Origin of the sequence: Vibrio japonicus, from assembly GCF_024582835.1 — a bacterium.
GTDB lineage: Bacteria > Pseudomonadota > Gammaproteobacteria > Enterobacterales > Vibrionaceae > Vibrio > Vibrio japonicus.
Genome location: NZ_CP102097.1, coordinates 1,207,125 through 1,228,132, shown reverse-complemented (window position 1 = coordinate 1,228,132; position 21,008 = coordinate 1,207,125). Strand labels below are relative to the sequence as shown.

At 43.9% G+C, this 21,008-nt stretch carries 17 protein-coding genes and 1 pseudogene; 7 read left to right on the top strand and 11 right to left on the bottom strand.

Going from position 1 to position 21,008, the window contains the following annotated elements; translation table 11 throughout:
* Position 1 precedes the first annotated feature (1 nt).
* The 5 genes from phnK to phnG are packed head-to-tail and all read right to left on the bottom strand — an operon-like array spanning position 2 to position 3,858.
* Positions 2-784, bottom strand: coding sequence for a phosphonate C-P lyase system protein PhnK (gene phnK / locus NP165_RS18970; protein WP_257086028.1), 783 nt, complete (start codon positions 782-784; stop codon positions 2-4).
* 2 nt (positions 785-786) lie between these two features.
* Positions 787-1,674, bottom strand: a complete 888-nt coding sequence (locus tag NP165_RS18965) for an alpha-D-ribose 1-methylphosphonate 5-phosphate C-P-lyase PhnJ (protein ID WP_257086027.1) — start codon at positions 1,672-1,674, stop codon at positions 787-789.
* Between the two features lie 2 nt (positions 1,675-1,676).
* The gene (locus tag NP165_RS18960; protein ID WP_257086026.1) at positions 1,677-2,780 is read right to left on the bottom strand and encodes a carbon-phosphorus lyase complex subunit; all 1,104 of its coding nucleotides are present in this window, start codon (positions 2,778-2,780) and stop codon (positions 1,677-1,679) included.
* Positions 2,781-2,782: 2 nt separating this feature from the next.
* Entirely contained in the window at positions 2,783-3,397 is a 615-nt protein-coding gene (gene phnH, locus NP165_RS18955) for a phosphonate C-P lyase system protein PhnH (protein WP_257086025.1), read from the bottom strand.
* Positions 3,397-3,858, bottom strand: a complete 462-nt coding sequence (gene phnG, locus NP165_RS18950) for a phosphonate C-P lyase system protein PhnG (protein WP_257086024.1) — start codon at positions 3,856-3,858, stop codon at positions 3,397-3,399. The genes phnH and phnG overlap by 1 nt, the downstream gene beginning before the upstream one ends.
* Positions 3,859-4,059: 201 nt before the next feature.
* Here phnG and NP165_RS18945 point away from each other — a divergent pair, with 201 nt between their 5' ends.
* From NP165_RS18945 to NP165_RS18920, 6 genes are all read left to right on the top strand, one after another.
* A complete protein-coding gene (locus NP165_RS18945) occupies positions 4,060-5,019 on the top strand; it encodes a LysR family transcriptional regulator (protein ID WP_257086022.1) in 960 nt (319 codons plus the stop codon).
* Between the two features lie 148 nt (positions 5,020-5,167).
* On the top strand, positions 5,168-6,205 hold the full coding sequence (locus NP165_RS18940) for a putative 2-aminoethylphosphonate ABC transporter ATP-binding protein (protein ID WP_257086021.1): 1,038 nt from the start codon (positions 5,168-5,170) through the stop codon (positions 6,203-6,205).
* A 2-nt stretch (positions 6,206-6,207) separates the two neighbouring features.
* Positions 6,208-7,923, top strand: coding sequence for a putative 2-aminoethylphosphonate ABC transporter permease subunit (locus NP165_RS18935; RefSeq protein WP_257086020.1), 1,716 nt, complete (start codon positions 6,208-6,210; stop codon positions 7,921-7,923).
* A gap of 461 nt (positions 7,924-8,384) precedes the next feature.
* Positions 8,385-9,149 carry an ABC transporter ATP-binding protein gene (locus tag NP165_RS18930; RefSeq protein WP_257086019.1) on the top strand — a complete coding sequence of 255 codons (765 nt, stop codon included), beginning with the start codon at positions 8,385-8,387 and terminating at the stop codon, positions 9,147-9,149.
* Positions 9,136-11,637, top strand: coding sequence for an ABC transporter permease (locus NP165_RS18925; RefSeq protein WP_257086018.1), 2,502 nt, complete (start codon positions 9,136-9,138; stop codon positions 11,635-11,637). Before NP165_RS18930 ends, NP165_RS18925 begins: the two co-directional genes overlap by 14 nt.
* Positions 11,637-12,746, top strand: coding sequence for a lipocalin-like domain-containing protein (locus tag NP165_RS18920; RefSeq protein ID WP_257086017.1), 1,110 nt, complete (start codon positions 11,637-11,639; stop codon positions 12,744-12,746). Before NP165_RS18925 ends, NP165_RS18920 begins: the two co-directional genes overlap by 1 nt.
* A 599-nt stretch (positions 12,747-13,345) precedes the next feature.
* Here NP165_RS18920 and NP165_RS18915 read toward each other — a convergent pair.
* The 4 genes from NP165_RS18915 to NP165_RS18900 form a co-directional block, all read right to left on the bottom strand.
* Entirely contained in the window at positions 13,346-14,035 is a 690-nt protein-coding gene (locus tag NP165_RS18915; RefSeq protein ID WP_257086016.1) for a hypothetical protein, read from the bottom strand.
* A 27-nt stretch (positions 14,036-14,062) separates the two neighbouring features.
* Positions 14,063-15,163 (bottom strand): DUF8426 domain-containing protein, encoded by a 1,101-nt coding sequence (locus NP165_RS18910; RefSeq protein WP_257086015.1) that lies wholly within the window; start codon positions 15,161-15,163, stop codon positions 14,063-14,065.
* 110 nt (positions 15,164-15,273) lie between these two features.
* The gene (locus NP165_RS18905; RefSeq protein WP_257086014.1) at positions 15,274-15,624 is read right to left on the bottom strand and encodes a nucleotide pyrophosphohydrolase; all 351 of its coding nucleotides are present in this window, start codon (positions 15,622-15,624) and stop codon (positions 15,274-15,276) included.
* Positions 15,578-16,420: an HNH endonuclease gene (locus NP165_RS18900; protein ID WP_257086013.1), complete on the bottom strand. Its 843-nt coding sequence runs from the start codon at positions 16,418-16,420 to the stop codon at positions 15,578-15,580. The genes NP165_RS18905 and NP165_RS18900 overlap by 47 nt, the downstream gene beginning before the upstream one ends.
* Positions 16,421-16,558: 138 nt before the next feature.
* Here NP165_RS18900 and NP165_RS18895 point away from each other — a divergent pair.
* Positions 16,559-17,589: pseudogene (locus NP165_RS18895) on the top strand (phage integrase).
* Positions 17,590-17,708: 119 nt separating this feature from the next.
* On the opposite strand, the gene NP165_RS18890 reads toward NP165_RS18895, so the two are convergent.
* Both NP165_RS18890 and NP165_RS18885 read right to left on the bottom strand, forming a co-directional pair.
* Entirely contained in the window at positions 17,709-18,752 is a 1,044-nt protein-coding gene (locus tag NP165_RS18890; protein WP_257086012.1) for a GMP reductase, read from the bottom strand.
* 476 nt (positions 18,753-19,228) lie between these two features.
* Positions 19,229-20,857, bottom strand: a complete 1,629-nt coding sequence (locus NP165_RS18885) for a methyl-accepting chemotaxis protein (RefSeq protein ID WP_257086011.1) — start codon at positions 20,855-20,857, stop codon at positions 19,229-19,231.
* Positions 20,858-21,008: the final 151 nt, after the last annotated feature.

Below are 21,008 nucleotides of genomic sequence, written 5' to 3'. Positions count from 1 at the left end.
ATTACCTTACGATTGAAGAAACCAGAAGCTGGGTATACGCATGTTGTGGATCGTCCAGAATCTGATCGGTTAGCCCCTGCTCTACTACTTCACTGCGACGCATCACCAATAAACGGTCCGCTAATAAGCGAGCGACACCCAGATCGTGGGTAACGAAAATCACCGCGACTTTCAGCTCAATCACCAAACGGCGTAGTAAATCCAAGAACTTTGCCTGAACAGAAACATCCAGACCGCCTGTCGGCTCATCCATAAATACCAGACGCGGTTTAGTCACTAGGTTTTTCGCGATTTGCAGACGTTGCTGCATACCGCCGGAGAACTGCGACGGTTTATCATCGACACGGTCAGCAGCCAGCTCAACCGAAGCCATCCACTCAATACTCTCTTGACGAATATCGCCGTAGTGACGTTCACCAATAGCCATTAAACGCTCGCCAATATTACCGCCAGCAGAAATGTTCATGCGCAGACCATCGCTTGGGTGCTGGTGAACAACACCCCATTCAGTACGAAGCAGCTTACGTTGATTGCTGACAGGCATTTCGAACAAGGAATGCAAATTGGCTTCGCGATCGATATACAGCACTTCACCTGCATCGGACTCCAGCTGACCTGATAGCAGTTTCAAAAGGGTTGACTTGCCAGATCCTGATTCGCCGACAATGCCAAGTACCTCACCGGCATAAAGCTCGAAATTGACTTTTTGGCAGCCTTTATTTTCTGCGTACAGTTTGGAAACGTTCTTTGCTTCAAGAATCGGTTTTTCATCGAGGTACAGCATGTTTATTCAGCTCCTGATTGTTGTTTCTGAAATGCCACAAAATCGACATTTTCTTTACCTTGTTTCTCAAGGTTTTGACGGCAGTAGTCGGTATCTGAACAGATAAAGGTGCGATTGCCCTCTTCGTCGATTACAACTTCATCAAGGAAACTATCGTGTGAACCACAAATCGCGCACGACTCTTCCCATTGCTGAATTTCAAACGGATGGTCATCAAAGTCCAAACTCTCAACCTTAGTGTAAGGAGGAATGGCATGAATACGTTTTTCACGACCAGCGCCAAACAATTGCAGCGCAGGATTCATGTGCATTTTCGGGTTATCAAATTTTGGAATTGGAGACGGGTTAGTTAAGTAACGATCATTCACTATTACTGGATAGTCATAACTCGTCGCGATTTGTCCAAATCGGGCAATATCTTCATATAGCTTCACTCGCATCACACCGTACTCCTCCAGCGCATGCATGGTCTTTGTTTCCACTTCGCTAGGCTCGATAAAGCGCATTGGCTCAGGAATTGGTACCTGATAAACCATGATCTGATTTTCAGTTAACGGCGTTTCCGGGATACGGTGCCGCGTCTGAATGATGGTTGCATCAGTTGTGACTTCGGTCGTTTTCGCATCTGCGACTTTGCGAAAAAACTGACGAATACTAACGGCGTTGGTTGTATCATCCGCACCCTGGTCAATCACTTTTAGTGTGTCGTCCGGGCTAATCAACGTTGCAGTAAGCTGTATACCACCAGTACCCCAGCCATATGGCATCGGCATTTCGCGCCCACCAAATGGGACTTGGTAACCAGGAATCGCAATGGCTTTTAAAATCGAGCGACGGATCATTCGCTTAGTCGACTCATCCAAATAGCCGTAGTTATAAGTGTCGTTCATGGTTATTGTTCCTTTTTAACCGACTGCTTGGCATGCATTTCGCGTAGCATGTGGAGTTCTGACTGGAAGTCGACGTAATGCGGCAATCTAAAATGAGAAACGAAACCAACCGCATCGATAATGTCACTGTGATAAAGAATGAACTCTTCGTTCTGTGCGGGTGATGAGGCCTCTTCACCGTAGTCTTTCGCTTGGAGAGAACGATCAACCAGTGCGACCGCTAACGCTTTGGTCTCTGCTCGACCAAATGTCAGACCGTAACCTCGGGTAAATTTCGGCTCTTTTTGTGATGATGAATAACCGTTAATCATCTGACATTCAGTTAATTGAATTTCACCAATACAAACTTCAAAGCCCAGCTCTTCGGGTACAAAACTGATTTCGCTGAGACCAGTACGCATTTCGCCACAGAACGGGTGTGAATCACCGTAACCACGGATCACTGAGTAAGCGATGCCAATAAGAAAGCCTTCATCACCACGGATCAGGTTTTGCATACGTGTGCTACGAGAAGCTGGGAATTCCAAGGGGGATTCGGTCAAATCAAACGGTTCAGCACCGGAATCTTCTTCTTCAACCAATAAGCCCGCTTTTGCAATCCAGTCGAATGCGTTGGCACATTGCAGTGAGTCTGGCGTTGCTGGTTTTAATTCAACAGTTTCACTTTGCTGCTTAATCTTTTCTGCGTTCTCAGGGCAACCGGCTAATAGCGAAAAATCCAGTAAACGGTGAGTATAATCGTAGGTTGGGCCAAGGATCTGACCACCAGGAAGATCTTTAAAGGTTGCAGACACGCGGCGTTCAATTTGCATCTGCTGCGTATCCACAGCAAGCGCAGAGCCAAAACGTGGCAATGTAGTACGAAAAGCTCGAAGCAGGAAGATAGCTTCAATCATATCGCCACTGGCTTGCTTTAATGCCAGAGCCGCTAATTCACGGTCGTAAATGCCACCTTCATTCATAATACGGTCAACCGCCAGAGGCATCTGTTGCTGTATCTGCTCTACTGTCAGCTCTGTAACGGATGTATCGCCACGGCGCTTGGTTTCCAATAATTGATGCGCGGCATTAATGGCATTTTCGCCGCCTTTTACTGCTACATACATGTTTATGCCCCCGCAACTTTTACGTGAGTAGTTCGTGGAATGGCCATCACTTTGTCGTCAGTCATAAAGAACATATCCAAACCTGTTGGGAATGCGTGTGTACGATGACTTAGATAATCAACAAAGCTGGTATGCAGACCTTTAAGTGACACCGTCTGTTCACTCTGAATACCCGGACCTGACAGTAAGAGTTTGGTTTCGAAACTCTCTTCTGCACTTGCAGCGATGGCATCTACTTCGATGACCAAAGAAGTGCTTTGGTGCGGGTCACGAGCGGTACCCGTATTGAACTGATTTAGGTCGATTGGATTCGCACCGTTAACCAATGCAAAATCTGCCTTATTGGCGTTAACGTCACATGAGCAGTTACAGTGAAACGCGATGTTTTTAGTCACTGAATCAACGCGGTACTCATCACTCAGATAAAGCGATGATTTGGTATCTAATAAAGTCAGCAAAAAACTGAAACTTGTTTTGTATATGCCTTGTGGACCAATCAGTTTCGGTAACTCAGCGACCCTGCCCGGACGCGCAATCACATCCGAAAGCCGACGAAAGTTACTCAGACTGTCTAATACAGGATTTTCAAAACCGGAAATTAATGTACTTGTCGACATTATTCGTCCTCCCCACGAACCAGAGTGAAGAAGTCCACTTTCGTTTTAAGTGTCTGTTCTGTCTCAGTACGGCGACGCTCAATTCGTGCTTGATTTAATGGACTTAGAATTAATTCATTAACTGTTGGAGCTAAATCACTTTGCATTAATGCATCAATCACCGCACCAATATCGGCATGCTGCTTATTGCGTCCCTGAACATACGCGAATCCATTAAGTCCATTTTCTAAAGCAACAGACGCGCGAGTCATCGTCATGTCACCCATGTTAAAACGGTCACCTGTATTACCCAGCTTGCCGCGCACCTGAACTAAGCCACTTTCAGTTGCTCTCAGATATTTATAGGAAGGCTTATCTGAAAAGGCTTCCCAAAGTTTTGATAGTTGGTCGAACGGAGCAAGGGATAATTCTTTCATCCACTGCTGACGTTCTTCGTGACTTATGTTCTGACGGATTTGCATCTTTGCGTTCCTAGTCGTTTATCTTGATGCAAACTCTATCGGTAAAACTTCAGGACGAATATCGAGAAGAATTTCCGTTTTTCATAAGATTTTCTAAGCAAAATCGCACCAAAACACCTCTTCCAGAAACACAACTGTCACACTCATTCGTTAAAAATTATCCCTTCGATTAATCAATAAACCGTCATTCAAGGTCTTAGTGTGAAGAAGAACAGAAGAATACCGCCTTTAAACGCTTTAAAGGCTTTTGAAGCGACAGCACGGCATCAAAGTATTACGCGTGCGGCAGAAGAGTTATGTGTCACTCAAGCAGCAGTAAGCCAGCAGGTAAAACAGTTAGAAGAGTATCTGGAAGCGAAACTTTTAGTAAGGAAAGGACGAAAAATCACTCTTACTGATGAAGGACGCATGTACCTGCCTGTACTAAACACAACGTTTGATGCGCTCGCAAACCAGACTCACGAATTATTTGGCAACAAAAACACCACCATTTTGCAAATTCGCAGTACATACAGTTTTGCACAAAATTGGTTATGTCCACGTTTGGGCGACTTCATCCGTCAATACCCCAATATCAAAGTCCGCATCATTCCCTCAAATACTCCCATTCCAGAAGAAAGTGAAAATGAGCCCGATATTGAAATACTCAACGGATATGGAAATTGGCTGGATAAACAAGTTGAACAGATCACTGAAGATGAGTGGATAGTTGTTGGCAGCAAAGAGTTGCTAACCCATTACCCTATGCCAGCCCCGATATACCATTTCGAAAGCTACCCGAGAATCACCACTCTGGGTTACAGAGAGGGATGGAAAGAGTGGTTTGAATTATCTGACTTCGGAACCAGCTTCAAGCCTGCAATACTTGAAGCTTCCAGCTCTTGTCTGGCGATTCAGATGGCAGAATCTGGCGCAGGCTTCTTACTTGTAAAAAGAGTGCTGGTACAGAACTCTCTCGACGCAGGAAAACTGAGTATTGTTCACCCTATGATCATGTCCAGCCAAAGTCACCATTACATGTTAACCCGCGCAGAAAGCAGTAACCAACTTGCGGTAAAGCTGTTTCGAAAATGGTTATTCTCCGCATTAACGGCTTCATCGTGCTGCCCACAATATGAAGAGCCAACCCAGCCCCTATGTAAAACACCAGAAGCTGGATAACACAGACACCGAAACCGGATAAACACGACAGCTAACACTGTTAAGTAAAACTAATTGAATTAGCCAGTATTGCTTAATTCACTTTAATCGTGAGTTCTCACGAACTAAGTATTCTATTAGGAATAAAGAACATCTAAGGTAGACAAGTATGTCCCAACAATATTTAACCGTCGAAAGCATCTACAAACAATTCGGCGATTTCAACGCACTCTCAGATATCAGTCTCTCAGTGAACAAGGGGGAATTCATCTGCTTTCTTGGACCTTCCGGCTGTGGCAAAACTACGTTACTTCGCACAATCGCAGGGCTTGAGACTCAAACCTCAGGGCGAATTTTTCAAGACGGAGAAGATATTTCTCACTTACCAACCGAAAAGCGTGATTTCGGTATTGTGTTTCAATCTTACGCACTGTTCCCTAACCTAACGGTTGCGGACAATATTACCTTTGCCCTCCGTGAACGCGGTATGGACAAAGCTCAGTCCGAAGTCTTGATGAATGAGTGGTTAACGAATATCGGGCTACAAGGCTCCAATAACAAGTACCCTTCACAACTGTCCGGAGGCCAGCAACAGCGGGTCGCCCTTGCGCGAGCCCTTGTTCTTTCGCCTGGATTGCTGCTTCTTGATGAACCACTTTCTGCGTTGGATGCAAAAGTCCGCACTCATTTAAGAGTTGAAATTCGCAAGTTACAAAAAGAGCTTGGTATCACCACCATTATGGTCACACACGATCAAGAGGAAGCTCTCTCTATGGCGGATCGCATTGTTGTGATGAACCAGAGCAAAATTGAACAAATTGGCACACCGACAGAAATTTACCGCCATCCTGCGAGTGAGTTCGTGGCACGATTTGTCGGCAACATTAACTTCATTGACCAGAGCCATCCACTGCACCATCACTTTAACCAAAAGCAACCAATCAGCAGTCAACGCTACAACTATGCCATTCGTCCAGAAGACATCCACATTGAGTTGAATGCGAAAGACTCAATTTGTGCAGACATCGTAGACAAAGAGTTTATGGGAGCATCAATGCGTCTAATTTGTGACATCGGCAATGGACGAACAATAGAAGTTGACTCACCCAACCATCTATCTGACACCCTGTTGAAATCAAATTGCTCGCAGGTTGGGTTGAGAATCGACCCAGCGCTTGCTCACCAATTTGTGCAGCCAGGAGCGTAACCATGGATCAACCAATGACTATCTCAACGCCTACATCAGTAACACTAACGCGTTTTAGTTTACGTTGGCTCAATGGAAACTTACTTCTCATCGTGGCCATTTTTGCACTGATGGCACTGGGATTAATTCTCCCTTTAGGCTCACTATTAATTAAAAGCTTGCAAGACCAACAAGGTAATTGGATTGGGCTTTCCAACTATGCAGAGTATCTATCCACGCCTTCGTTAAGCTATTCCGTACTTAACTCATTACAAATCGGTGTAATGGTCACTGCCCTAGTAATTACATTGGCCTTTACTTATGCGTTAGCACTTCAGCGAACTTGTATGCCGGGTAAGAAGTTTTTTAAAACCATCGCTTACCTGCCAATTTTGACACCATCACTGCTTCCAGCTCTGGCGCTCGTATACTTATTCGGTAAACAGGGTTACGCAAACTCGCTCCTTTTTGGTCACTCAATATATGGGCCAATCGGGATTGTTTTGGGCTTGACATTTTGGGGGTTTCCGCACGCATTAATGCTAATAACTACCGGTTTACGGAACATTGATGCGCGTATGTATGAATCTGCACAAGTACTTCGAATCGGAAAAATCAAGACGTTCTTTTTAGTTACAGTTGCCAACTCCAAATATGGTTTGATCTCCGCAGCTATTGTAATTTTTACTCTGGTGATTTGCGATTTCGGCGTCGCTAAGATCATCGGTGGCTCGTTTAATGTATTAGCAACCGATATTTATAAACAAGTAGTCGGCCAGCAAAACTTTTCGATGGGGGCGGTAACCAGCGCGGTGCTTCTTCTGCCTGCGGTAGTGTCATTTGCTATCGATCAGCGTATCAGAAGTAAACAACAGCAAATGATTTCAACCAACTCGGTCCCCTATCAACCTCAACCCAACAAGCTACGTGATACGCTAGCACTCATTGTTTGTTCAATTATAGCTATCGCTATCCTTACCGTTTTAGGAACAGCAATATACGCTTCTTTTGTCTCTTTCTGGCCTTACAACAAAGAGCTCACATTCACTCACTACGACTTTGAAATGAACTCAGCTTACGGTTGGGCACCTTTTGTCAACTCACTGAAGCTCTCTTTCTGGGTTGCAATCATCGGTACTATTTTAACTTTCGTAGCCGCTTATAATATCGAGAAAGTTAAGACTTTCCCTCTATTAAGTAAGCTCATCCACCTAACAGCAATGCTACCGATGGCAGTACCGGGAATGGCATTAGGTTTAGGTTATATATTCTTCTTCAATCAAGGACCGAACAGCCCATTACAGTTGATGTATGGCACTATGGCTATCTTGGTACTCAATACAGTTACACACTTGTATACCGTAGGTCACTTAACCTCATTAACCGCACTGAAACAGTTGCCGAATGAGATTGAGTCTGTAGCAAAATCTCTAAAAATCGGCACGCTCAAAACTTTCTTCAAGATTACGGTTCCGGTGTGTACACCTGCACTGCTGGATATATTTATTTATCTTTTCATGAATGCAATGACGACAACCTCAGCCGTCGTCTTCTTATACTCTCCAGATACGATTGTCGCGAGTATTTCGGTATTGAACATGGCTGATACAGGACAAACTGCGTCAGCGTCAGCAATGGCTGTGATGATAATGCTCGTTGCCGGTGTGGTTAAATTGCTGCATCTAGTCGCTGAAAAGTACCTGCTAAATAAAACACAGCAATGGCGTATTGGACGATGAACTTCAGGGTCAGATGGGTATTTCTACTTTAAGCCATCGAACTAACTGTAAGCCACGCACATCAGTGGGTGGCTATTCAAACTAGCCAAGGCTCACTAATACGATAACGAACAGGAGCAAGTTAGAGACTGTGTGACTAGGCAGATGATAGTTTTAGATAGCGTTTCTATAATTGTGATTGATGTTAAAAGAAACTTACTATGACTTGGACCTAGGTAGTGCCGTTTGTTGCTTGAGCGTAAGCGGTTTTATTCCATTACCAAGGGTTGTTGCCACATTGGATGGGCACCTCAACTTGAACTGGACCAAACCAAAACCATCCCTCTGCTACGACTTGCTGAAACCTAGTATTTCTAAAGCCAGCATCTGATACCAACATAGAATAGGAGTGTGTTATCTAGAACCTTATAGGTACGAAACCGCCAAAAGAAACAACACCGATGATAATTTAGGGAGAGGGAATGGAGCACCCGCTTGTCACACTTAAAAATGCCACCAAAAGCTTTGTGGATGGTAAAGAGACACATCGCGTATTGGAACAGGTCGACTTCTCCCTGACAAGCGTATCAAGTATCGCATTAACCGGGGCAAGTGGCAGTGGAAAAAGTACCCTGCTCAATGTGATAGCGGGCTTTGAGCCTCTCACTAGTGGAGAAATATGGTTAGACGGCGAAAACACGGCCACTTGGAAAGACACGCAATGGAGCCGCTTTCGCTATCAAAAGCTCGGCGTCATCTTCCAACAATTCAACCTGCTAACTCCTCTCAACGTTAAGCAAAACATTGCCTTTCCACTGCAATTAAACCAACGAAAATGGAACGAGTGGTGTGACTATCTAGTGGAAACATTGGGCATCAGTCCCCTACTTGATCGACATGTCTCTGCCCTTTCTGGCGGTCAACAACAACGCGTGGCCATTGCCCGTGCTTTAGCCCACAAGCCTAAACTCTTACTTGCAGACGAACCCACAGGTAACCTGGATCAAAAAGCCGGTTTAGAAGTCATGAGGCTACTAAGTGACATCACCACGCAAGGCAACACCTCAGTACTTTTGGTCACTCACAGCCCAGATTGTGCCGCCTTTATGCAGACCCGTTTGTGCTTAAAGAATGGGCGCTTGAACAATGAGCACTTGAACAATGGTCATCTGACTAATGACCACTTAGCTGATGAGCACCTTACTCCTGAACAGAACAGCCACGAGCAGCTCCATGACAAAGACTAAGCTCGCGCATACACAACTCACCCTTAGGTTGTTTTCGGCGCATTACCGGCAAGCGCCATTGCAAGCAGCTGCGATTCTGATTGGTATCGTATTAGCTGTGACGTTATTTGTTGCCGTACAGGCCATCAACCTCAATGCCGAGCGCAGCTACGCACAATCCACCGAGCAGCTAAGTGCACAAGCGCAAAATCTTATTGTTCCGCCTGCAGGTCAACGCTATTTACCCGAATCACTCTACTTTGCACTAAGGCAACAAGGATTGAGCGCCTCACTGCCAGTGATTGAAGGAAAAGTCAGGGATACACAAGGCCGTCGTTGGTCAGTACAGGGCAGTGATCTTATTGCCGCACTCTCTTCGAGATCTCGTTACTCCAGTGATTCTGATATCGAGCAAGAGGTTTCCCTGTTTAATAGTGCCCTACCTCTGCCTGAGCTCTTGGCTGGCGAGCCGATTGTCATGATGAGTCAATCCCAACACCAAACTCTAGGTGACGTAACGTTCATGAGTCTGGATAACATCAAAGCCAAAGTGGCTGTGCTACCCGATGAATGGCAACTAGGCAGTCGAATGTTGATGGATATTAGTTTCGCCCAGCAGCTACTTAACAAACAAGGACAACTGAGCTATATCGCCGTTTTTAGTACAAATGGTGATACAGGCAGTGATGCACTCTCGAAATGGCAGAATATAATCGGCGAGCAAGGACAATGGATCGCCAACAACCAAAGCACTGACCTTGGCTCGCTGACGGAAAGTTTCCACCTCAATCTTACTGCAATGAGCTTGTTGGCATTTTTAGTCGGCCTGTTTATCGCCTACAACGGCGTGAAGTACAGCTTGCTCAAACGAAATCGCCTTATGGTACAAATCCAGCAATCCGGCATTGCACCGACCATTGTGTTGTCTGCTTTGTTGGTGGAATTGACAATCCTGGTTACAGCTGGCGCGTCTCTTGGTTTCGTTTTAGGCATGCAATTGAGCCACTGGCTGCACCCGACTGTCGCCTTAACACTTGAGCAGCTTTATGGTGCAACCTTGCTACCCGGAACTTGGCAGTGGCAATGGTGGGCACAGGCGCTCTTGCTCACTTTGGCCGCGACTTTACTCGCGTGTTGGCAGCACTTTAAACAACGAGTTCATCAGCCACTCTCTTCCCATGTCGGATTGTATCAAGCACCAGAAACGTCTAACGAGAATCAACTCTTCGTCATTGGTACGGTGCTTACGGCGATAGCGTTGGCGGGGTTATGGATAAGTGAACATCACCGCTTCACCATGGCATGGCTTGGTGTGTTGGTGGTATCCATTCCTTTGTATCTACCGAAAACGCTTGTTGCGCTCGCTCGTTGGAGCAAACAGCGCACCACATCTGGATTACTCCAATATCTGTTTGCCGAACTGCTTGAATTGATCTTCCCCCTCTCACTCGCCATGATGGCGCTGCTGCTTGCGGTAACCGCCAATATAGGCATGAATACCTTAGTTGGCAGTTTCGAATCCACCTTAAAGCAGTGGCTGAACCAAAGGCTACACGCAGATATTTATGTTAGTCCTTCACAAGGTGAAATCGCCAATGTTGAGCGCGCTCTTGAGCATTTCAGCAACATTGAGAAAGTCTATAAACAGTATTATGTTGACGATAATCTACAAGGTTTACCAATCTCGCTTGGCACCAAAGATAGAGACACCTTAGAACAAACCATGGTGTTTAAATCTCACGTTGCTGATTTTTGGCAGCGCTTCTACCAAGGTGAGTTGGCTGCGATCAGTGAACCAACAGCGGTGAAACTGGATTTATCCCTTGGCAGCCAGTTGAAACTTAATGCGCTGCAAAACAAGACACAGATCGTCGGAGCCATTTTCTTTGACTACGGTGCCCCCAAAGGTGAAGTTTTAATCGCCCCAAAATTGTGGCGAGAGAACGGTTTTACTAACTTACCAAATAGCCTTGGCATCAAAGTGTCCGGAGACAAACAAGCGATGTATGAACAGCTACAACAGCAGCTAGATCTGCATCCAAGCCAGCTCTACGAACAGGCGAAAATTAAGTCCACGGCTTTGGAAATTTTCTCGCAAACTTTTGCGATCACTCGCGCACTTAATAGCGTGACCTTAATGGTGGCCGTGATTGGATTATTCAGCGCCTGCTTTATGTTGCTCGATGCACGTAAAGCCGCCATCGCAAGGTTGTATGCTCTTGGTGTACATCGCCGCAAGCTGATGGCAATGGTCGTTGGGCAAATCGCCGCCTTAGTCTGCTTCACGTTGGTCATCGCTTTACCACTTGGGGCGCTAGTCGGCTATATACTTACTGATGTTGTGACCTTACGTGCTTTTGGCTGGAGCTTAACTTACCTCTGGAGCTGGAGTGATGCGTTGAGTATCGCTGGCATCACCATTGTCGTTGCTGTGATAGCGACCTTGATTCCTCTCTGGCGATTAGTAAGCAAACCTATGATGTCCAGTTTGCAAAGTGAGGTATTGTGATGAATCAAATGATAAAAAATGCCTCCCTCATTCTTGGCTGTTTATTTCTTATCGGCTGTGAAGAATCACAACCCAACAAAATAGGTACGTTACTAGGTGGTAGTGAACCACAAGCTGAAGATCAGCAGTTCGCAGAGGTAGTGAAAGGCGTCAAAATCTCCTTCCCTGCTGATCATCAAGCACATCGCGACTTTCGTCATGAATGGTGGTACTTAACCGCAAACCTCACCGATGAGCAGGGCAACCCACTTGGCGTGCAATGGACGCAATTCCGCTTTGCTTCTGCACCACAAAAAAATGGCCAAAATACAAAGAAAACGACATGGCAAAGCCAGCAAATCTATATGGCGCACAGCGCTGTCACCACCAAAGAAAAACACTACGCCGATGAAAAATGGTCTCGGGATCAAGCTCAGCTTGCCGGTGTAGATGACTCACCATTTCGTGTTTATCTCGATGACTGGCAATGGAGATCATCGACCGATGACTTATTCCCTGCAACCTTAATTAACCAGTCCAAACAGTTTGGTTACTCACTCACGCTAACCAGCGATGCTCCCTATCAAAAACAAGGTGAGCAAGGTTACAGCACCAAAAGTGCCGATGGTCAGGTCGCATCCTATTACTACAGTCAGCCCTTTATTGATGTGAAAGGAGAAGTCACTATCGACGGAAGCACTTTCCATGTGTCAGGCAAAGGATGGATAGACAGAGAGTGGAGCTCACAATTTTTGCTCGATTCACAGCAAGGGTGGGACTGGTTCGCACTAAGGTTAAGTGATGAAAACAGCTTAGTTGTGTTCCAACTTCGCGATTCGAAAACCGGACAATCCAGTTATTCGCATGCAAAACTGATGAATAAAGACGGTACAGGAACCCCTATCGAGCAAAGCGACATCCACTTACAAGCACTCAAGCAGACGAAAATTCAGGAACGGCTTTATCCGACACAGTGGCAGCTATCTATTCCACGCGAACAAATTCAACTAACGATTACTGCGCTCAATCCAAACGCCAAAATGCCACTGTCTGTACCTTATTGGGAGGGTCCCGTGACAATTAAAGGCTCTCATTCAGGCACTGGTTATATGGAGCTAACAGGGTACTGAGCACTCTACACCCACTACTCAGGTTCAACTGATATGATGCTATTCACTTTGACGCTAGCATAGCGATGGATGTTCTTACCCCGAGAGTTTGTTAACTTTCGTGCGGGCGTAATAAAGGCTAAATCAAGAGGTGAGTGTGTTTGATATGTTGCAAGAAAGGAAGTTTGCATAGAATTGCCTCTTTCACCATACGTTGTAAACTTAAAAACTATGGTGCACGAAGAAGCAATATCAATTTATGGTTGTGCTAGTTATCAATATATAGTGATAATCGTGAATCCCAGCTAATGAATCACTTAATCGAAAAACAACCATATATTGATAATTTTGTGAAACCGAAAAATAGAAGTGGTAACTTTCTTACCCCCTTTCACTAACTAAAAGGAGTACAACTCCCCAAAAAAAGTAATAATCACGGGCGTAAAATCGTTGATTTTCTTCACCCACCACTCTAACTAAGGTAAAGCAGAAAGCGTTTAAAATCCTAACTTCAGCTAACACTCTTAATACTCAAATTTAAAACTATCAAGTTAGTGCCTAAGTTTTATAATTTACTGAAGCATAGTTAGTAAAAAATCGGCTTTACGCCGCTTCTGACATTACTTGGAAAATGTGTGAGTTGCCTTTATATAGTTTTCGAAAACCGGTTTCTTCTCTGGTTCAACATTTATGTACTTTGAAGAAAACCATTCTCCGGTTCTACCCGATTTCTGCTTAACTTCTTGAGCAAGTTTATCATCCGTTTTAGCATTGAAAGTTATGTAGTACATGCCCTGCACAGGAAGTTCTACATAAAATGATAACTCTTTCTTTGCTCCAACCAGTAAATATAAACTTTTGTAATGTTCTTTCTTTTTCTTTTTTGGATCGAAAGGAGCGTATATTTTGGGATGAAATAACCTCTCAAAATACATCTGATCTCCTTTCTCCATTCTTACCTTGAATACTGAGAGTGGCGTATCTTCACTACTCCAATCTATAAGTACGTCTCTAGTACCTGTATTTTGAATGTTTACATTAACTATTAATCCAAACTTCCCATCAACTAACTCAAATGATGCTGGACTTATTTGAATATTACTTGCATTAGTTCCTTTAATTCTATCTTGAATTTCTTTCAGCTCTGCAGTTGCTTTATCCCTTTGGTTAAGAATATCAAATGTATAAAACGTCCATATACCACCACACAACAATGCAATGCTAAGCATCAGATAATGGATTTTTTCAGAATTTCTTAGAATCCACCTAGGTGACTGTTTAATAAAACTTAGTATGCTTGATAGGCTCACTCAAAACACCATTATAAAGACACAATATTAAAGCATAGAACCGTCTACTGGATCTGAATCAGCAGAGTTGTCTTCGAGAAGAATTCCCATTTCCTGCTCATCTGTTCTCCCAGAACCTTCCTTTTTAGGAAGAGAAACTTTTAGGTCATGTTTAACCGATGCGATTCCGCTACCACTGGTTATATGATTTGCTAATTCTGCAATCTGCTCTTGGGAAATGCCTTGTGGAAGCTCAAGAGCAACGGCGTCAGCGCTATCAAATGCGATTGCTAGCAAGGAAGCAAAAGCTAAGCGTTTCAGGTCTGATCCAGATAACTGAATAAATTGATAGCCAGGCGACATAAACAAATGCTGAGCTTTTAAGCCATATTGTACATGAGTTGAAGTAAGATACTTATCGAAATTTTCTATACTGAACTCTAAATCATTTTTACTTGCATAATCAACGAAGCTAGAAAGCGCATCCAAGCGGTCGAGAGTTTGCGATAAAACTGTTAGTTGATGATTAGACAGATCTTCTTCAGAAGCAATCCTAAGGGAACAACGCACCTCACCTTCTGCGAAATAGATTGGATACAACCAATGGTTTAAAGTTCTTACTTGATGAACCTCTTTAAACTCTGTAATTGTATTTGGAATCCTAAGTGTTTTATCAAGGTTCAATGGTACTGATTCACGAAGTCTTGGCTTGCCCCAACTCACATCCATTCTTAAATTGTAATCACAAACCTTTTTATCCCCAGCTCTCCCATATAGAAGACTGTTAGCGTAATATGGTTTTGATGAAACAACTCCTACAATCACTTTGCTAGATCCTTCCATTGAGATTACTGTATCTCCTACTTGAACCTCGTATAAGAATCGACGCAACTGCCCTTTTAGCCTCGCTGCTTCACCTTTTTTCTTTTGGCTTAAACTCTCTAAAACTTTCGAGAATGCTGCACCAATAATATGCTCTTTGTCTTCAGGACTTAAAGTATGCCCTTCATCAAAATCGAAATTAACATTGTTAGCGTGACCAATTGCCACAACACCATTAGTCCTGAATTGCTGATAATATTCACCGCTATTTGTACCAGCTCTGATTAACCAATAACGACGTTCTACAGGAATCTCAATAATACTCAAAGGTTACTCCAACTATATGATTCAGTTTGCAAAAATTTTACCATCAAATTACTCGTAAGTATTATAAATTGGACCGATATAGCTCGTTTTAATATGGCATACCAAAAAGTTTATTTGAATTTTGTGTACTTTGTAGCAACACCGTAGCTTTTTCTTAACGGATATTTCTGCGCATTTATCGCTAATTTTTTTTCACAAGCTTCTAAGAGATTGATATTTGTCTTTTCAGTAAAGCACAGTAGATACATAAATACATCCGCTGCTTCGCATGCAACTTCTTCTTTTTGTTCTTCAGTTAAATGTAAGCTTTGCTCTTCAGTTAGCCATTGAAAGTGTTCAACTAGCTCACCAACTTCTCCGGAAAGAGCCATTACCAAGTTCTTAGGAGAATGAAACTTGTCCCAGTCTCGCTCTTCAGCAAAGACCCGCAGTTTCTTCTGTAATTGCTCTAGCTCGTTCATCAATGATTTCCTTAAGTTTGCTAACCGTTATCCATGGTCTGCTACGGTGAATGATTCTATGGCAATTTGAGCATAGTAGCGCTAGATCTTCTAGCTTAGTGTTTTGTCCTTCTGAATCCGATAAAGGATTCTGATGATGGCATTCGATAAAGTCTTCACCTCTTTCGCCATAGGTCTTTTCAAAATCAAATTCACAAGCCTCACAAATTAATTTACCTACGCTTAGTTTAACTTGTGCTTTCTTAGCTCGGATAATTTCAGGCTTACGTTCACGAACAAGGTGTCGTCTGTATACCGGAGCACCTTCGAAAATTTCTAAGTCGGTACTTTCTTTTGGGCTAAATACTTTGTCAGCCCCTAAAGCAAACTCAATAGCTAACCCTTTTCTCATCGTTGATTTTTGTACAGCGTCTACAAACTCACGAGAAAAGAATTCTTCTCCGAAAGGAATATTTTGATACTTTTCCAGTACTTTGAAGTGGTAACGATTGGGGTAAACATCATCTGGCCAAACTGGCACATCATCTACGTAAAAATCGGTGGTTACCTCAGCCTTGATTAAAGTGGCGATAGCTCCGTTGTAATGCTCAGGCCCGACTCGTGGAAATCCAGGCACTGACTTACCGTCTTCATCTTTCATTAACGTCAAATGATGAACAAAAAATAGGGTATCCCCTTTTTTAATCTTATCTGTGTTAACTGTAGAAAAAATCTTTTTGTGTCCCCAAATCCCTTTCTTTAAACCAATTTCTAAATTCTTAGTTGTTGCTTCCGCAACATATATAACCCAATCCATTCTTAATCCTAACCACTTGATAAATATTTCGTCATAGTACGTGTCATATCAAGAATATGCACTCTCATCAATATCAAACATTGTATTACGTTTCAAAATACATTGCTGTTTATTCACACAGTACATGTGGTTTTTGTTATGTCTATCAGCAACTTAAAAAATGGTTCTAAAAAGCCTTGACTATGTGAATGCTACCGAAACAGGCGCAGAGGTAAACGCGTCCGAAAGGCGTTCGCCACCAAAGGGGAAGCGGCAGCTTTTGAAAAGTTTACGATGCGAGAGGTGGAAGATAAACCTTGGCTTGGTGATATGCCTGATCACCGTCGGTTAAGTGACGTAATCGAACTTTGGTTTGATCTCTACGGTAAAACACTGGCGAATGGGCCAGTTATCTACCAGAAGTTCCAACACATGGTTGAGGCTATGGGCAATCCATTAACAAGTCAGTTTAACTCTAAAATTTATGCTGACTTTCGAGCAAAACGAATGAGTGGTTCACTGCTTTTTGTTTCTTCTCGTTGGAACAAAGGCGCACCCAGCATTTCAACGCTAAATTCAGAACTTGCTCGCTTTAAAGCAGTATTCGTAAAACTTAATGAACTCGGTGAATGGAGCCTGCCCCATCCTTTGGAAGAGCTCAAACCGTTCAAAGAACATGAACGTGCGGTGGCGTTCTTACCGAAAGAGAAACTTCCACTGCTAATTGAGTTGATTGGCCAGCATGAAATTGAAGATATGCAGAAGGCAGTTAAGCTGTGCCTGTCAACTGGTGCCAAGTAGAATGAAGCAGCGCAAATGCGAGGCTTTCAGCTTTCAAAATACAAAGTGACATTCACTAATACCAAAACAAAGAAGAATCGCTCTGTACCGATTTCAGAGAGCTTATACGAATAAATCTATAAACCAACCAGCGGTAAGCTATTCAAACAGTGCTATACGCCATTCTGCTACATATTGAAGAGCAAACTCGGAGTAGAAATCCCAACCGGGCAAGCTTCTCACATTCTGCGTCATACCTTTGCCAGCAACTTTATGATGAATGGCGGCAATATTTAGTGCTGAGAGACATACTTAGCCATGCCGACATCAGTATGACAATGCGCTATGCCCACTTCGCACCCAATCACCTTTCAGAAGCAATCATTCTTAATCCAATCACCAATTTGTAGTTTTTCGCCATTCTTCCGCCACAAAATAATTTTCTGTCGCCACTTACCAAATTTGGGGCAAAAAAAAGAGCCGCGAAATCGCAGCTCTTAATAATTCGTATTTTCCGAACAATCGCAGATTACTCTCTACCAAACACGTTATTTTCTTGTTCTTGCACGCGGATGAAAGTCGTACGCTTTGTTAGCTCTTTCAGCTTGGCAGCGCCTACATATGTACACGTTGAGCGCACGCCGCCAAGGATGTCAGAGATAGTGCCGTGAACGCTTCCTCGGTATGGCAATAGCACGGTTTTTCCTTCAGATGCTCGGTACTTAGCAACACCGCCTGAGTGCTTGTCCATTGCAGACTGCGATGACATGCCGTAAAACTTCATGTAAGTCTTACCGTCTTTCTCGATTACTTCGCCGCCTGATTCTTCATGGCCCGCTAGCATACCGCCAAGCATGACGAAATCAGCGCCGCCGCCGAAGGCTTTAGAGACATCTCCTGCACATGTACAACCACCATCGCCGATGATCATACCGCCCAGACCATGCGCTGCATCGCCACATTCGATGATGGCAGACAGCTGCGGGTAACCGACACCCGTTTTTACGCGAGTCGTGCATACTGAGCCCGGTCCGATACCGACTTTTACAATATCAGCGCCTGCAAGAATGAGCTCTTCACACATATCGCCTGTTACCACGTTACCCGCAGAGATCACCTTGTCAGGGAACGCAGCACGCACTCGCTCAACGTATTCGACTAAGTGCTCAGAGTAACCATTGGCAATATCAACACAGATGAAAATAAGATCATCCGTCATTGCCATGATATCTTTTGTTTTCTGGAAGTCGGCATCAGATGTGCCCGTCGATACCATCACATTCTTAAGCACAGACTCGTCTGCGGTTTTTACAAACTCAGCCCAATCTTCCACTGTGTAATGTTTATGAATGGCTGTCATTACACCATGTTCAGACAGCGCTTTTGCCATTTCGAAACTACCTACAGAGTCCATATTCGCAGCAATCACAGGGGTTCCAGACCATTGACGACCACTATGCTTGAAGGTAAACTCGCGGGTTAATTCAACTTGAGAGCGGCTTTTTAACGTTGATCGTTTAGGGCGAAATAGTACGTCTTTAAAACCTAACTTAAGTTCTTGTTCGATACGCATTGATACAGTTCCTTTCTCTTAATATCGGAGTGTCGGTGCGTTTTCAGTCAGCGTTGGCAGACGCTTTACTGAGTTTCGGACACAAAAAAACCGGAGCGTTGGCAGACGCTCCGGTTTTCAGCATTATAGGTCGCGATTTGTTTCTAGCAAGACTGATATTTTCAAAATTATTGTGTTACAGTTCGGTCAAGTTGCATACCTAAGTCCCTCGCTTCCCAGCAATAATTTCACTTTTCTACGTGAAAACAATCACTTAAACTCCTCAAAACAAAACGTTTGCGCAACCCTTTTCGTTTTCATTTTGAGCCCTCTTTCTATTTATTAAGCATCGAGACCTATTCCCGCTCACAAATCCAAGACTTTCCAGCGTTTTTATACGCTAAAAAGATGAGCGTTTAATTTGATCTTTGGCTCAATTTTCCCCCAAAAAAAGCAGCCTCATAATGAAGCTGCTTAATGTCAATTGAGGCTTAGCGTTAAAGTTTAAAGAACGCTAGTTGCGCTTTTTGCTTCTCTGCAAGTTGAGACAACTCTTCACTGGCACTCGCACTTTGGCAAATACCCGCCACGTTTTGATTCACCAATTCGGACATGTTAACGACGTTTCGATTGATGTCTTGAGTTACCTGTGATTGCTGCTCGGCCGCTGTCGCCACTTGGGTGTTCGCGTCATTAATGTTAACCACTGACTCGGTAATACCAGTTAATGCATCATTCGCTTGCGCCGAGAGCTCTGTGGTTTTGGACAACATGTCTAAGCTCGTTTGCATGCTTTCATTAGCTAAGCCCGATTGCTTTTGCAGCTCCTCAATGATGGCTTGGATCTCGCCCGTTGATTCCTGAGTACGCGCTGCTAGCAAACGTACCTCGTCCGCAACTACAGCAAAACCGCGGCCAGACTCACCAGCTCGGGCCGCTTCAATAGCTGCATTCAACGCAAGCAAATTCGTTTGCTCAGAGACTCCACGGATCACTTCGACCACATCACTAATTTGTTCAGACTGTACTTTCAGCGTTTGAACAACCTGCGCCGCATCATTCAATGCTTGGCTCATTTGCAGACTAGCTTGATTGCTCTCACTAAATACACCTAAGCCCGACTTTGCCAACTGATCGGTTTCACGCGCGGTGGTGTCGGCCATTTGTGCATTATCACTGACGTTATCCGCGGTGCTAGACAACTCATTAACCGCCGACGCAACCTGCTCAATTTCCGCGAGTTCTTGCTGAGCATTTGCTTGAGCTTGGTTCATTACAGCGGCAAGTTCAGTAGAGGCAGAAGCGACTTCTTCACTGATACCTATCAAATGTTGAACGGTGGTACGAAGCTGCTGCGCTGTTTGGTTAACATCTTGACCTAGCTGAGCGATTTCATTCTTACCATCAACTTCTGCTGAGGCAGATAAATCCCCTTCTGCCAATTTTCGCATCACATTTTGCAGGCTAGCGATTGGGCTGACGATCATGTTTGCTAGAATCCAAGCCACCACCAGTGAAGCCGCAAGAACAGCCACAACCAGCACTTTCGCCGTATTCATTACAGACTTATTCTGCTCTACACTGGCTTGCATTGAACGTTCAGAAAACGCATTCGCGGCAGCAGACAATTGGTTAATTGACGCCACCATATCTTCACCATACTTTTTGTATTCGCTGATGAATTGGTTGTACTCGCTGGTGGAAATCATCCCTTGATCTTTACGCGTAAACACATCTATCGATTGGCGTGAGTATCTGATGTAATCATCTATCGCAACACTTGCCGCTTTCGCTTCTTCACGAAACGCTTTTTGCTGCTGCATAACGTCTAAGTCTTTGTGAATTTGTGCAGAGCTTCTTTCCAGTTCGTTTAGAAATGTATTGCGGCGATTTGCATCATAAATCGCATACACCGCGCTTATACGTAGTGGATAAATCTGATCATCAATGTTGGCCAATGTATCTTTGTAGGTCACGAAAGCATTAGTATGTTCGGTGACGAGATCTTGCTCGTTTTCGAGTTGGTTTTTTGTAAACCAAAGTGCAATAGCAAGTGCGAAAGCTATAAAAAATACAGGTACAAGCACCTGCGTCTTTATCGACAAGTTCTTTAAAGATAAATGCATATAATTTGATCGAAACTTTAGGTTGGCATGGATTTAACTACCGCACACAACATTATGTGCGTGAAAAGTGCTGGAGTTTAGCGGCCTTAATCTGGTAACCGCTTTGACCGAAGTCAATATTGCGTGATATTAATCACATACGAAGAGGAAA

Bases quoted from the DNA above. Each gene is read 5' to 3' on its own strand.
- phnH (WP_257086025.1), bottom strand. From the start codon at position 3,397: ATGTCGACAAGTACATTAATTTCCGGTTTTGAAAATCCTGTATTAGAC.
- NP165_RS18890 (WP_257086012.1), bottom strand. From the start codon at position 18,752: ATGCGTATCGAACAAGAACTTAAGTTAGGTTTTAAAGACGTACTATTT.
- NP165_RS18925 (WP_257086018.1), top strand. From the start codon at position 9,136: ATGACAAAGACTAAGCTCGCGCATACACAACTCACCCTTAGGTTGTTT.
- phnG (WP_257086024.1), bottom strand. From the start codon at position 3,858: ATGCAAATCCGTCAGAACATAAGTCACGAAGAACGTCAGCAGTGGATG.
- NP165_RS18905 (WP_257086014.1), bottom strand. From the start codon at position 15,624: ATGAACGAGCTAGAGCAATTACAGAAGAAACTGCGGGTCTTTGCTGAA.
- NP165_RS18940 (WP_257086021.1), top strand. From the start codon at position 5,168: ATGTCCCAACAATATTTAACCGTCGAAAGCATCTACAAACAATTCGGC.
- phnK (WP_257086028.1), bottom strand. From the start codon at position 784: ATGCTGTACCTCGATGAAAAACCGATTCTTGAAGCAAAGAACGTTTCC.
- NP165_RS18900 (WP_257086013.1), bottom strand. From the start codon at position 16,420: ATGGATTGGGTTATATATGTTGCGGAAGCAACAACTAAGAATTTAGAA.
- NP165_RS18930 (WP_257086019.1), top strand. From the start codon at position 8,385: ATGGAGCACCCGCTTGTCACACTTAAAAATGCCACCAAAAGCTTTGTG.
- NP165_RS18920 (WP_257086017.1), top strand. From the start codon at position 11,637: ATGAATCAAATGATAAAAAATGCCTCCCTCATTCTTGGCTGTTTATTT.
- NP165_RS18960 (WP_257086026.1), bottom strand. From the start codon at position 2,780: ATGTATGTAGCAGTAAAAGGCGGCGAAAATGCCATTAATGCCGCGCAT.
- NP165_RS18885 (WP_257086011.1), bottom strand. From the start codon at position 20,857: ATGCATTTATCTTTAAAGAACTTGTCGATAAAGACGCAGGTGCTTGTA.
- NP165_RS18965 (WP_257086027.1), bottom strand. From the start codon at position 1,674: ATGAACGACACTTATAACTACGGCTATTTGGATGAGTCGACTAAGCGA.
- NP165_RS18935 (WP_257086020.1), top strand. From the start codon at position 6,208: ATGGATCAACCAATGACTATCTCAACGCCTACATCAGTAACACTAACG.